At 35.1% G+C, this 14084-nt stretch carries 12 protein-coding genes; 10 read left to right on the top strand and 2 right to left on the bottom strand.

The annotated features are described in order from the left end of the window. The first annotated feature begins 12 nt into the window (after positions 1-12). The 7 genes from tssF to EHE21_RS14260 all read left to right on the top strand — a co-directional run bounded on the left by tssF (position 13) and on the right by EHE21_RS14260 (position 7077). Positions 13-1776, top strand: a complete 1764-nt coding sequence (gene tssF / locus EHE21_RS14230) for a type VI secretion system baseplate subunit TssF (protein ID WP_194951011.1) — start codon at positions 13-15, stop codon at positions 1774-1776. Next, positions 1740-2834: a type VI secretion system baseplate subunit TssG gene (gene tssG, locus EHE21_RS14235; protein ID WP_194951012.1), complete on the top strand. Its 1095-nt coding sequence runs from the start codon at positions 1740-1742 to the stop codon at positions 2832-2834. The genes tssF and tssG overlap by 37 nt, the downstream gene beginning before the upstream one ends. Then, positions 2815-3372: a type VI secretion system lipoprotein TssJ gene (gene tssJ, locus EHE21_RS14240; RefSeq protein WP_194951013.1), complete on the top strand. Its 558-nt coding sequence runs from the start codon at positions 2815-2817 to the stop codon at positions 3370-3372. Before tssG ends, tssJ begins: the two co-directional genes overlap by 20 nt. Positions 3373-3374: 2 nt before the next feature. Beyond that, on the top strand, positions 3375-3803 hold the full coding sequence (tssE, locus tag EHE21_RS14245) for a type VI secretion system baseplate subunit TssE (protein WP_088494841.1): 429 nt from the start codon (positions 3375-3377) through the stop codon (positions 3801-3803). Positions 3804-3889: 86 nt separating this feature from the next. Then, positions 3890-5275, top strand: coding sequence for a VasL domain-containing protein (locus tag EHE21_RS14250; protein ID WP_194951014.1), 1386 nt, complete (start codon positions 3890-3892; stop codon positions 5273-5275). Positions 5276-5344: 69 nt separating this feature from the next. Further along, a complete protein-coding gene (locus EHE21_RS14255) occupies positions 5345-5926 on the top strand; it encodes a hypothetical protein (protein WP_194951015.1) in 582 nt (193 codons plus the stop codon). 413 nt (positions 5927-6339) lie between these two features. After that, positions 6340-7077 (top strand): ankyrin repeat domain-containing protein, encoded by a 738-nt coding sequence (locus EHE21_RS14260; protein ID WP_194951016.1) that lies wholly within the window; start codon positions 6340-6342, stop codon positions 7075-7077. A 147-nt stretch (positions 7078-7224) separates the two neighbouring features. Here EHE21_RS14260 and EHE21_RS14265 read toward each other — a convergent pair whose 3' ends face one another. Then, positions 7225-7518 carry a helix-turn-helix domain-containing protein gene (locus EHE21_RS14265; RefSeq protein ID WP_194951017.1) on the bottom strand — a complete coding sequence of 98 codons (294 nt, stop codon included), beginning with the start codon at positions 7516-7518 and terminating at the stop codon, positions 7225-7227. A gap of 733 nt (positions 7519-8251) precedes the next feature. On the opposite strand from EHE21_RS14265, the gene EHE21_RS14270 reads away from it, so the two are divergent. Next, a complete protein-coding gene (locus tag EHE21_RS14270) occupies positions 8252-8758 on the top strand; it encodes a DUF2569 domain-containing protein (RefSeq protein ID WP_194951018.1) in 507 nt (168 codons plus the stop codon). A 63-nt stretch (positions 8759-8821) separates the two neighbouring features. On the opposite strand, the gene EHE21_RS14275 is transcribed toward EHE21_RS14270, so the two are convergent. After that, a complete protein-coding gene (locus EHE21_RS14275; RefSeq protein ID WP_088494837.1) occupies positions 8822-10237 on the bottom strand; it encodes an NAD(P)/FAD-dependent oxidoreductase in 1416 nt (471 codons plus the stop codon). A 975-nt stretch (positions 10238-11212) separates the two neighbouring features. On the opposite strand from EHE21_RS14275, the gene EHE21_RS14280 reads away from it, so the two are divergent. Beyond that, positions 11213-11731, top strand: coding sequence for an Hcp family type VI secretion system effector (locus EHE21_RS14280; RefSeq protein ID WP_036939804.1), 519 nt, complete (start codon positions 11213-11215; stop codon positions 11729-11731). 101 nt (positions 11732-11832) lie between these two features. Beyond that, positions 11833-14079 carry a type VI secretion system Vgr family protein gene (locus tag EHE21_RS14285; protein ID WP_194952679.1) on the top strand — a complete coding sequence of 749 codons (2247 nt, stop codon included), beginning with the start codon at positions 11833-11835 and terminating at the stop codon, positions 14077-14079. Positions 14080-14084 lie beyond the last annotated feature (5 nt).

The following is a 14084-nucleotide window of genomic DNA, read 5'->3' on the forward strand; positions in this document are numbered from 1 at the left end:
GGTATCAAATTAATGGATGATTTAACCCTTCGCTATTTTGATGCAGAAATGCGCTATCTTAGAGAAGCTGCAAAAGAGTTTGCACAAGCACACCCCGATAGAGCTGCGATGCTCGATTTAGATAAAGCAGGTACGCCCGATCCTTTTGTTGAGCGCTTATTTGAAGGCTTTGCTTTCTCAATGGGGCAATTAAGACAAAAAATTGATGATGATTTGCCTGAATTAACAGAAGGTCTTGTCAGCTTATTATGGCCTCACTATTTACAAACAATCCCTTCACTATCAATTGTTGAATTGGCTCCAGATATTCAAAAAATGAAAATAGCAGATAAGATCCCTGCTCAATTTGAGGTTCTTTCTCGCCCTATTGGTCCTAAAAAAACGATTTGTCATTATCGAACAACTCAAGATTTAACGCTCAATCCAATAAAAATTGTCGCTGTAAATTTAACGACTGAGCCCGATGGTCGTTCAATTATTCGACTGAGATTTAAATGCAGTGAAATGATTAATTGGTCTGAAATTAGCCTTCATAAACTCTCATTTTATTTATCTGGCGATATTCCGACAACCAATGCACTGCATTTGGCATTAACTAAACAAGTTGCAAAAACTTATCTAAAACTTCCTCAATCAAAAGATAGAATAGCAATCCCTCTCTATTTTTCACCGGGAGGATTTCAGGATACAGACACTCTTTGGCCTAAAGGAGATACCACATTTAGTGGTTATCAATTATTACTTGAATACTTTTCTTTCCGTGAAAAGTTTATGTTTGTTTCACTTAATGGATTAGATGATATTCATTTTCCTGAAGAAACATCTGAGTTTGAATTAGATCTTGTTCTCAATACATTATGGGATAACTCTCTTACATTAAATGAAGAAAATATCCGTTTACATTGCGTACCGGTTATTAACCTTTTCAATATAGAAGCTGATCCACTCACTGTTAATGGATTAGAAAGCGAATATTTATTACGACCGCGTCGTGTTCAAGATGGACACACTGAAATCTATAGTGTTGATAGCGTACATGGCTCTCAACGTACAAATGAAGCGATTTATGTACCATTTACCAGCTTTCGCCATCGTGGAGGCATGTTACGGCATAATGCACCTGAACGTTATTATCATACCAGAGTAAAGCGTGGTGTTACGGGGCTTCATGATACTTGGCTTATATTAGGAGGAGAAAAACAAGAGATTGTTTTAGCAACTCAGACAGAAACCCTTTCATTACAACTCACGGGTACTAATGGGCAATTACCGCGCAAAGCACTGCAAAGTACCTTACTTGATAGAACAGAACAAACCTTACAAATCCCACTCACTGTATGTAATTTATGTAAGCCAACACTTCCTCTTTATCCTCCTTCAGAAGATCGTTTCCACTGGCGAGTGTTGAGTCATTTAGGTTCAAGCTTTCTTAACATGATGGATAATGCTGAAGTACTACGAGGCACTCTCGCACTTTATGATTGGCGAGATGATGATATGAACCATCGAAAACTCGACGCCATTATTCATGTTGAACATCATTTAATTGAACGCTTTGAAAAAGGTTTTTTACAACGAGGTATTGATATCGAAGTCACGATTGATAGCAATGGTTTTAATGGTGAAGGTGATATTCATTTATTTGGTGAAATGCTTAACCGCTTTTTTGCACTTTATGCCGATGTTCATCTTTTTAATCAATTAACACTGATTATCTTGCCAACAGGAAAACGAATTCAATGGAAAGAAAGCCACAACCCACAGCTACCCCGTTAATTCAGGCGTTAGGCGAAAAATTACCTTATGTGAATTTCTATCGCTTTTGTCAATTACTTGAAAAAACCAGCCCCGAATTACCTGAATTAGGAAGTTCTCATGATCCAAAAACCGATCCTATTCGCTTTCGACCACATCGTGGTATGGGCTTTCCTGCGACAGAACTCAAAGGAACTGATCCTCTAGATAAATACCGAAAAAGCACAATACCAAGCTTACATACTACCTTTTTGGGGCTTTATGGTATCACATCACCACTTCCAACATCTTACCTTGACGATATTGCACAATACCGAGATGGTACGGATTCACTCACTGATTTTTTAGATATCTTTAACCATCGCCTGACGACTCAGTTTTATCGGATCTGGCGCAAATACTCTTATCCCGCCACCTTTGGGGAAGGCGGATCAGATAAAACATCACAATATCTTTATGGCTTAATTGGTTTAGGTATTCCGGGCTGTGCAAATCATGTGCAATCCCCCCTATCTCGATTTTTAGCACTGTTAGGGATCTTGCGTTTACCAACACGTACAGCCGAAGGCATTAGCGCATTAGTAAAATTATTAGCACCATCGACGAAAGTCAGTATTGCGCCTCATGATCCTCGAAGAATTGCACTAGATACCCCCACAATCATATCGTGCTTACAACCGATAACATTAGAAAACAAGCCCGTTTTAGGTCGCTATGCTATTGATGTAAATAGCCAAGTATTAATAAAACTACACACTGAAAATAAGGAAGAAGCAAAAGGCTGGTTACCTGATGGCAGTATTTATCAAGACTTTATGGCACTGCTTCGTGTTTATTTAGGCTCAAGAGTTAATGCGCGGCTCCGTTTAACATTACCTCGAAACTTATTACCTGATGCAACATTGAGCACCTCTAAAAACCAAGGTGTGCAATTAGGTAGAACCGCCGTCATGCGACCTCACAACCAAATTGAAACACTAACCGCGTCTTTTATCACCATTGGACTTGGCTTTTACCAATATCTAACCCCTCGCACTCAACATTATAAAAGTGATCAATATGGCAATTATCAATTTTAAATCACAAACATTTTTTTCTCGTGCCCACCGATTAGCACTGTTATTTATAGCAACATTTGCAATCGCGGGTTGCGGTTTAACTCAAACCATCAGTGATGGTACAGTCTCTTTAACTAAGTCTATTTTTTATAAACAAATCAAAATATTGCATTTAGATTTTACTGCGAGAGAAGCACTTAATACCGATGATAATGGTTCGTCACTTTCTGTTATTGTTCGAGTATTCCAACTAAAGTCAGCAGATACTTTTAATGATAGTGATTACCTCTCACTATTTAATCAAAATAACGATGTTTTAAAATCCTCTTTATTAGCACAAAAAGATTTACGCATTCGACCAGGTGAATCTATTTCTTTAGATATGCCAATGGAGAAAGAAACCGAATTTGTCGCTATTGCCACGATGTTTCACACACCAGATGAAGCTAAAAATAACTGGCGAATTGTTATTCCTAAAAATGAACTCGATCCTGATAAAGCACGTAAAATTGAACTTGCTGAAAATACACTTACATTACAATCTTTGGATAAAAAATAACGATGCCACAACCATCTCTTTATGAAATGCTAACGGGTTATTTTTCAGGTGGGCTACCTGTTGATTCTATATCAGAAGAAGATCAGGTTATTCTTTCTGTTATGGATAATATTCGTCGAATATTAAATTCACGAGCAGGAACATTAAAACATCTGCCTGATTATGGTTTACCTGATATGAGCAAAATAATTCAAGGGCTACCTGGAAGCTCACATAAGGTAATGTCTATATTATCAACAACATTACTAAAATATGAACCTAGAATAAAATCAGTAACACTAGGTATATTACCTGAAAATGAATTTGGAAAATTGTGTTATTCTTTAGATATTGAATTACATGAAAGAGGGCTTATACGTTATGGTACTGAGTTTTCACCTGATGGAAGAATATTTCTCCATCATTTAAAAAAACAATTTTATTTATCATGATGTTATTTCTTTCTATTTATTCTTACTTTTTCTTTATTTAGATTTATTTTTATATTATTGAGACCTTAAATTAACTTGAGGCAACTATGAATTCTTACTTAGATTCACTTTCAATTGGAGGTGATCCTCGTGTATTTAATCAATTTCTTGCTATTAAAGAAGAACTTGATAAACGATTTCATCCAGCTCGCCCAGATATTAATTGGCAGTATGTCCATGAATTGTGTATCGCTTTATTTAATCAAAATGGTGTCGATCTTCAAACCGCTTCTTGGTTTGTCATATGTCGTCAATATCAAGCTGGACTTGATGGCCTAAATGAAGGTCTTTACCTTATTCATAATATATTGACTCAACATTGGCAAACATTATGGCCAGTGCAAACACATACTCGTATCAATATTCTTTCATCCTTAAGCCAACAGCTAGTCTCTGGTATTCGTGGTACAACTTTTGTTTATTCCGACTTATCTATCCTTTATCAAATTGAAGAATTATTAAAGAATATCAATCATCACCTTCAAACTTTAGAAATTAAACATCTCGTTCAATTTGATTATTTAGAAAACTTAGTTATTGCTCAAGCGCGGCAATTAGAGAATGCAGACACATTAGATAATAATTTTAACGCTCCTGAACTATCCTCTACTCTCAATAAAGAAGAAAAGATCTCACCACAAATTATCGATACGACTTTATCTACATCACCTACGCCCAAAAACATTAATAAAGGTATTACACCACCCAAAACCTATATATCCTCTTCCATCTCATTACAACCTCCCATAAAAAAGACATATCGACAGGAGCTATGGCGAGGGATTTTAATTGGCACACTAACCAGTAGTTTGTTTTTCGTTATCCTATTCTATTTTTGGTTATCTGAATTAAAAAATAACAATCTAACAGATGCTTTTCCTTATATTCCAACCATTAATGCCCACGCAGGCTCTCTTATTGAACAACAAACTGCAAATGGTAGAAATATAACAAAAACACTCAATTCTGAGCAGATTGATGTGATACAACAACGTTTAGATGAACTCGCGTTACTTTCTCCCACATGGGCACAGAGTTATGGACTTGAAGTAATCAGTTATTTAAGTGAGCAGTATGAAGATAATCCAGAGCTTTTATCATTTACGCAGCTTTGGAGAAATAATCTAAAAATAAATGCCACCACGGATGAACAACTCAATCAATGGTCTAAAGGGATGGCTGAACTCGACGGATTAAGCCAAAGGCTAGATAGCTTTGATGGTAATCCTAAAAATTACATAACAGGCTCTGAATTAAAATCGATTATTTTTAAAGCTCGCCAACATTTCAACCAAGCTAAGCCTTTAGAGGAAGAGTTACGCTTACTTGAAAAGCAACCAACACAAAATGCAATTTCAGACTATGAATATCAACAAATAGATAACCATTTTAAACAACTATTAAATCGATATTCGTTATTACGTTCTAAATAAGGAAAAAATATGTATTTTATAAGGAACTTAATCCTTATTACCATTGTTAGTTTATTAAGTGGTTGTATTATGGGTTCACCTTATGGAGGAGCTATCTTTGTTGGCCCTATAGATTTTATTAAAATAATTTTTGACTCTGAAGATGAAAGAATAAGCCCATCTAACAATACTCGATCAGAACCTGTTATTAATTATTATAATAATCAGCCAAGACCAATAAAAGTTGCAGATATTACACTAAATCAAGAAGATATTTTATCTTCTAAAACTAATATTGGTTCAATAAACTTTACATTTCCTGATGAGAATGAATACAAAATTTTATTAGACCTTGTATATCAAAATGATAAAAATAAGGTAATAGAATCAGAAATATATTTAATCATGAACAATAAAGAAAACAAATTACCATTAGTTGATTATGAGAAAAGAGATATTCGCTATCCTGATTATAAACTATCCTCTGCTAATCTCTATATTTTCAGTAAAAAAAATAATTTTAGTTTAAATATAAGTTTTACTGGTTCTCAATCAGAAACAAATTATAGATCAAATGAAGAATTTATAATTAAAAACAATAATTCAACATTAAAATCAAAAATAACAATAGATGAAAAAGACTATAAAATCGACAAAATAACCTATCATTAAATTAAATATTGAAAAGTTAAAAATTAATCATAATTGCACTATTTTTAATACTGATAGAAATATTCATTAAAAAGTAACGAGTTATTACAAAATAGCTTTTAAATTAATAACTAAAAAAGAAGATAATAATAAAATTACAGTATTAAACCATCAGTGCATGACACAATTAAATTATCACATAATGACTAAAAATGAATAATTCTCATTATATTCAACAAAATACAAGTAAAAATACGTATTTTAAATCACTAAAGAAACAAATCAATTAATAAGATTTATCTTTATTACAAATACGTATTACTAAAACACACCTTAATTACATTCTGTTTCAATTATCAACACTAATAAATATTAATTTTTAATAAACTAATTGTAATAAGTTTTGTTAATTATTTAGATTGTAAGGTGTTTAAATGAATATAAAAATGTTTGTTATTTCATTGTCATTGATTTCTTTTGGCGCACAAGCATTGATTATTAATGAAAATAATCCACCCGAGTATCAATCTTTTAAATCAAATTATTCTGATATGATTGAGTTGGCTAATAAATCACGTTTACCACATCGGGTATTCTATACTTCACCAAGTACAGGCAGAAATGCACTATGGTTTGATGCTGTAAAACATGGTGATTTAAATGAAGTCAAAAAGATGCTCGCCAATGGTCAAAATATTGAAGCAAAAGACACGGGAAGCTTAGAGCAAACAGCACTAGGATGGGCTGCGTTTATTGGTGATGAAGAGATGGTAGATTACCTCATCTCTCAAGGTGCAAGCCTTTGGGCGACGGATAGAGGTGATGTTTATAATGTCTTTAAATCAGCAGTCTTAGGAAATAACGTCAATGTGGTAAAAAAAATTCACGACCTAATGAGAAGCGATATCGAGCTCAATAACCAAAGAGTAGAAAGCGATGGTGAAACATTAATTATGATTGCAGCCAGCAATAATCGTCTTGAAACCGTAAAATACCTTATTTCTAAAGGTGCAGATGTTAATCTTGTTACTACAACACAAGATAAATCATTATTCTCTTATAATCACAGTGCATTGAGCTATGCTTGCCAAAATAATCTTAAAGATATGCAGAGACTGTTGATTAGAAACGGTGCTATAAATCATATAACAGGTACAACATCCTGCCATTAAATACACAAAAGCCATCCTATAATAAGATGGCTTTTGTGCTATTATTTATTGAGTTTTGAGAAATAGAATTTTAATTAAAGCAACTAAAAAATAACTCAATATATTTATCAGAACTCAATATCAACAAATGATATTCCAACACGACATTTAAACGACTTTCTTTTTTCTAAATATAACTATCTCACTTGGCTGCGTTATCGATTGCTTGTCCTCAAAAACCATAAAATCTGTTTTCTTTGCCTCTAAGATAAGACTTTGAGGTGTGACACCAAGTATATAAGAAATAGTAATCAATTGATCTACTGTTATTTTTAAATGCCCATCTTCTAATTGAGAATAATGTAGCATACTTATTCCCAACCTTTCAGACATCTCATTTTCTGTTATTTTCAATTGTCTTCTTATCATCTTTATTCTATTCCCAACTTTGGTGTTAATCATCCCTTTACTCTCCTTCTTTTATTAGATGATTACATCGATAAAACACCGAATTATAGTTTATAAACCATCAAACCATAAACTGAAAATACTTAATCATTAGTTGTTGAATAACCGTAACATTACTTATTATTATTAATGCTGTTAATAAGGTTATTCCGATATTTAAAATTTAAAATAATTTACATTTCTATATATTATTTTAATCAACATCGAATTTAGAGTAATACCATAGTATTATATGCCAAAACAAATATAGATATTAAATACAACAAGTTAACTTAGATTTTAATTATTAACACAGAATAATTTTTTGTCATTTCAATGATTATTAGCAATATATAAATAACATAAATTACAAAACATGTTGCTCTATTTTTATTAACATATAGATAAGAAACAAAATAAAACCAATCATTAATTATCCTATTTCCATTATTTTAGCTAAAAAAGAAAAAATGGTATATAAACAAAGCATTAGCTCAATACTATTACTCTGGGATTAAATTTCATTAAACATTAATTACTTTAATTAAAAGTTATTTATTTCACCAGTTAGTTAAATAAATTTGACTATATTTAAAGATATAAAATGAAATAAATTTACCTTTATGTGGTTAAATTTACTGTATTATTTGCAATTTCAAATTAATTCATTATAAAATCATTTATATATTGTTTTTGAATTGAAATAGATTAGAATTTATTAACATTTAAGAATAAATAGGAAATAAACATGAAAAAATGGACTTGCATTAAATGTGGTGAAAAAGAGATACCACAATATACTGAGTATTGTGACGAATGTGAAAAAGAGTCATTTAAAAAGATTGGTGGGTGGCTTTTTCTGCCTGCATTAAGTTTATTGTTTATGCTTATTACAGGATTATTTAATCTCTATCAAACACTTACTGAAGTTTTTCCTATTTATAGTTATACCACAACCATGGGACGCTATTTTATCGGCTTAGGATTTACTTTAGATTTAGCCTTATTCGTACTTATTGCGATCACCACAATCTTTTTCTTTCAAAAACGTAAAAAAACACCCACACTTTACATTAGCCTTCTGATAGCGAATATTGCATCACAAGGATTCATGATTTTATTAATGTACAAAGTATTCGAGCTTCCTGTAGAGTCTGAATATATTTTTGATATTATTAGAAGTGTCTTCCATGCTGTTATCTGGATATCTTATTTTAAAATCTCTGTTCGTGTTAAAAAAACCTTTGTGAATTAAAATACACTCAGTTTTTGGACATAAAAAACCCTCTATTAAGAGGGTTTTTGCATTTTAGCCTAATTAGAATCTATAAAGGCTAAATGGTTTTGGATCTAAAACAGGTTTTTTACCAAGTAATAAATCAGCTGTTAATTCTGCTGATACTGGGCTTTCTGTCATACCCCAACCTGTTGCTGTATTAATCACTAAACCTGGGTACTCTTTAACTTCTGAAATAATTGGATTCTCATCTGGTGCGATAGCCATTGCACCACTCCATTGATCAATTAATTTTGATTCTTTAAAGGCAGGGAATTCTGCTTTTAATTTTTCTAATGAAGCATTTAACTCAGGTAAATCTGGCAGTGCAGTCATATTTCTAAACTGTTCAAACGGAGAAACTTCATCTAAGTTCCAATGTGTTGATTGCATAAATGAATTGATTAATTGTTCATTTAAAGAAATATGCACAGGGAAATCAGGTAGAGCTAATAATGGCAGATATTTATAACCGTAAGTGAAGGATTCTTTCACTACTGGCGCCACAATAACACGAGGAGAGGTTGCATAAGTACCATCAGCTTGTTCACGGAAGAAAATGCCTCCTGGTAAAGCGACGTTACCACCCGGAGCTGTTGGTGAGCCACTGATTAACTGTTGAGATTGATATGCAGGCAGTGTTGGTACATCAACATTGAGATTTTGCATAAATAGGCGTGACCAAACACCACCAGCAACAACAACTTGAGAAGTTTTAATTGCACCTTTCTCTGTTACAACATCAGAAATCACACCCGCTTGTGTTTCTAAGCCACGAGCCGCACATTGAGTGTAAATTCGAACGCCCATTTTTTTAGCGTATTCAGCCATAACGAAGGTTGCAACTTCTGGATCGAAGCTACCTGAATCTTCTTCAAAGCCAGCAATTTTCCAATCAGTTGTCGCGCCACGAAGACGTTGATTTAATTCAGCACCTTCAATAATTTTGGTTCTAAATGGAATATCTGAGCCAACATTCTTACTTCTTTCATCAATCCATTTTCTTACGTTAACTAAATCTTCTTCATCAAGAGGAACTTCAACGCGACCTTGTGTACGATAAGTAGTGTCAACGCCTACTTTTGCGTTCATTTCACGCCAGCGATGTTTGCCCAAATGGTGTAATAAGAACGTTTCATCAGGCATTTTATAGCTAATCGCCTGACCATAGAATCTTGAAGATTGCTCACCAGCGATGTTACCTTTCTCAACAATCACAACAGATAAACCACGTTCTACAAGGTTAATCGCTGTCATAATACCAAGAATACCCGCACCAATAACAACAACATCAGCTTGTTTTGGTAAAGCACCTTCAGTACCTTCAACAAAGCCATGTCTTGGCGTACCCGGAACAAAGCGCCCTTCGCGAGTTAACATTGGTGTCAAAATACCCGCACCAGCAGCGACAGCCACTACTGTTCCACCAATGATAAATTTTCTTCTAGATATCGCCATTTTACACGTTCCTTTTACTCAATGAATTATTAGCATTAAAACAATAACGATATCTTATTTCATTTGTAAACTATTAGTAAAGTATTTGTAAATCTTTTCGTCTATTTTTTTCTTAAAAATCCGTACTATTTAATTTACTTATACAAAGAAGGGAATTAATTATCATTTTGTTTTTTATCGATTATTTAATCGCATTAAGTAAAATGAAAGCATATAAAACTAGTTGTTTTTTTGGTTTTTTCATCAAAACATGAAATTTTTCACTATTAAAGACCTACAAACCATTTGTTAAATATAGGTTGATTACATATTCAACTTACAAATAAACAAGCTGGATAAAATAAATTGATTAACAAATAATCCACAAAATTACTAGTGTTACTAAAACAATAAATTGAGTACATAAAAAGGAAATAATGATAAGAAACATAATAATAGACTGGCTATTTGATGGTGATTCGGAAGAAAATAAGGAGATAGTTAAAATGACCCTACTTAAGATTATATTTATCTCTTTATATAACTAAATTTTAAGTGTTCATTTTTAAACCAATAGCAAAATAAATCTTTTTTAGACCAATCTTACAAAATAAGTCTATTTTTCTCCTTTAAAATCAACGCTGTTACAATTTGAAACAAAATACACATTTTGTTACATATTAAAAATCCATGTACATTAGAACAGACTGGCTTTAGCGAGATTTCGGACATTTACGAAAGGTAATTGTATAAGTAAATACACTTATTATAAGAAACGAAAGCAGTAAATATCGTGTGAACAATTATTTTACGCTAAGTCACTTATCCTACGAGGATACAACACCCTTTCTCTCCTCCCCTTTCTTTACTTCCCTTCAAAATTACTTAAGCTACTCTTATCAAATCGCAGTGCGCACTGGCTGATTTTTATCGAAAGGAATTCAACAAAATGATTTTGTTGAGAAACGATTATTCACTGTAAATTAAGGACTTGCCATGCCAACTCCATGCTATATCTCTATCGAAGGGAAAACTCAAGGTAACATCACTGCGGGTGCATTTACCGCGGAATCCGTCGGTAATATTTATGTTCAAGGCCACGAAGATGAAATGCTAGTGCAAGCATTCTCTCACGTAGTCACTGTACCGACAGATCCACAATCGGGTCAGCCTTCAGGTCAACGTGCCCATAAACCATTCCGTTTCACTGTGGCGTTAAATAAAGCCGTTCCCCTGCTGTATAACGCATTAGCCTCAGGCGAAATGCTGCCAAAAACGACCTTAAAATGGTATCGCACTTCGGTTGAAGGGAAACAAGAGCATTTCTTCACCACCACATTAACCGATGCGACTATCGTCAACATCGATTGCCAAATGCCACACTGCCAAGATCCGGCCAAATCAGACTTCACACAACTGATCGAAGTCTCCCTGTCTTACCGCAAAATTGATTGGGAACACACGGTTGCAGGCACGTCTGGCTCTGACGACTGGCGCGCCCCTCTCGAAGGTTAATCCTTCTTTTCACCTGCACACCAAGGTGTGTGGGTGTTTCTTTGTATTTTCTTAATGGATAAAACAAGCGGTAGCTTGCTCAGTGGATATTGGAGCGAATGATGTTTGCGAAAGATAAAAAAAATAATCTCACCTCTCAGCTTGGTGGATTAAAAAAGAAGGCGCTCGATAAAGCGCAGGATCTAGCGATTGCTAAAGCAACATCGACACTTTCGGCCTCTACTCAGCAAGCCCTCGCTACAGCTCAAACGGCACAACAAGGACTTTCTCAAGCCTCGTCAATGGCCTCTCAAGCCTCATCGCTTATTCCCGGTGGCGGTTTTGCCGGTGGAATAAATAACGACGATGTACCGGGACTTACCTTCTCTGAAGGGTTGGCTAAAAATAAAGCCTATGCACAACTGTTAGATTCGCTATTAGGTGCGGCATCACCTTCTGGTTTAGTCTTCACTTGCCAAATTGCAGGCTTACCGGAAAGCACTTTTCAAGTCACTGAATTTAATTTAAACGAAGGGTTATCACGTTTATTTTCACTGTCAATTAGCGCAGTCACCACTTTACCTTTTATCGATTTTCAATCGCTATTGGGTGTGGCGTCCTCATTAACTGTTAAGCGTAATGGCAAAGAAATCCGTACTGTACGCGGGATCTTAGCCGGTGCCGTACAAGGCAATACCGACGGTGTAAAAACGTGGTATCACTTCGATATTCGCCCTGAAATGTGGGTGATGACGCTTAATCAAGACAGCCGTATTTTCCAGCATAAAAAAGTGCCTGAGATTTTAAAAACGCTGTTAGAAGAAGCCCATATCAAAGCCGACAGCAAATTTTACCGTGATGATTTACACCAAAAACGCCCCTATACCACGCAAAAACGGGAATCTGCCTATGCGTTTTGGTGCCGTTTAGCCTTTGAAGAAGGGATTAACTTTTGGTTTGAAGAGAACCAACTGTTTTATAGCGATGAACATATGGGAATGACAGCAGGTATTCACCTGACCTATAACCCGCAAGCTGAAAGCGATATTACGGATAGCACAGCGACCACATGGCAATACGGCGAATATCTCTGTGTGGATGAAACCATTCAAAAAGACAATAACTTTATCCGCCCTTCTTACCCATTAGCGCATCAAGCCAAATTAGAAAAAGGTGGTCAACATAGCGTGTTCGAAAGCTATGGACGCTTTCAAGAAGATGCACAAGCTGCCCCTTTCACTGCCATTCGTTTTGAACAACTGCGCAACGGCAGTCGTGTTGGACGCGCTAGCACCAACTGTTTTGCCTTAATGCCGGGCAAGATTTTCTCGCTGAGCAATCACCCTAGTTTAATGATGAATGATAACTGGCAAGTTATTCAAGTTTCACATCATGGCGTGCAACCCTTGGCAGATAATAGCGGAGGCGAAGGAACACAGCTTTCTAATAGCGTCGAATTTATTCCTGGTACGCAAGAATGGCGACCGCCACATCATTACAAACCGACGGCTGATGGTGATGAAGTTGCCACGGTGGTAGGTCCTCCGGGTGAGGAAATTTACGTCAACGAAGTGGGTGCCGTAAAAGTTTATTTTCATTGGGATCGCTATGGCAAGCCCGATCACAGTGCCTCGTGCTGGGTACGTGTAGCAATGGGTTGGAATGGCAATGGCTATGGTTTCTCTGCTGTACCACGTATCGGGCAAGAGGTGATTGTCTCTTATCTTAATGGCGATATTGATAGACCGATTATTACAGGGGGCACCTATAACGGTCGCAACGCACCTCCGCTGAAATTCCCTGAAAATATGACCCGTACAACAATCAAAACCAAGACCCATAAAGGGGATGGTTTTAACGAACTGCGCTTTGAAGATGCGGGTGGTAAGCAGGAGATTTTTATTCATGCGCAGAAGGATATGAATACCACTGTTTTAAATGACCAATCTCTCACTGTTTTTCAAAATAAAACCAAGAATGTTGGTGGTAATGAAAGTAACACTATTGAAGGCGTTGAAAACACAAAAGTTGTTATAAAACAAGACATTGCCATAAAAGGCAACTCCTCTCTTTTAACCGGAGGATACCGTACCGATCAAGCAGTAGGGCAATATTTTATTGGTTCTGGGGAATGCATTCGTTTGGAATGTGGAGAAAGTGTATTAGAACTCAGCGCCTCTGGTGCCATTAATTTAAAAGGAAAATCATTCAATATCACCGTTGATAATGGAGGGGAAATTAACACGGTTGGAGGGGTCTTAGGGTTAAATCCAAGTACACCATCACCTTGTGTCTCTGTTAATGGTATTGGTGATAAATCCAGTTTACAAACCGCTATTGACAATATTTTTTCAAGTGAAGGGAAATAATCACT

This window comes from Proteus sp. GOKU, assembly GCF_015475555.1.
GTDB classification, from domain to species: Bacteria; Pseudomonadota; Gammaproteobacteria; order Enterobacterales; family Enterobacteriaceae; genus Proteus; species Proteus mirabilis_B.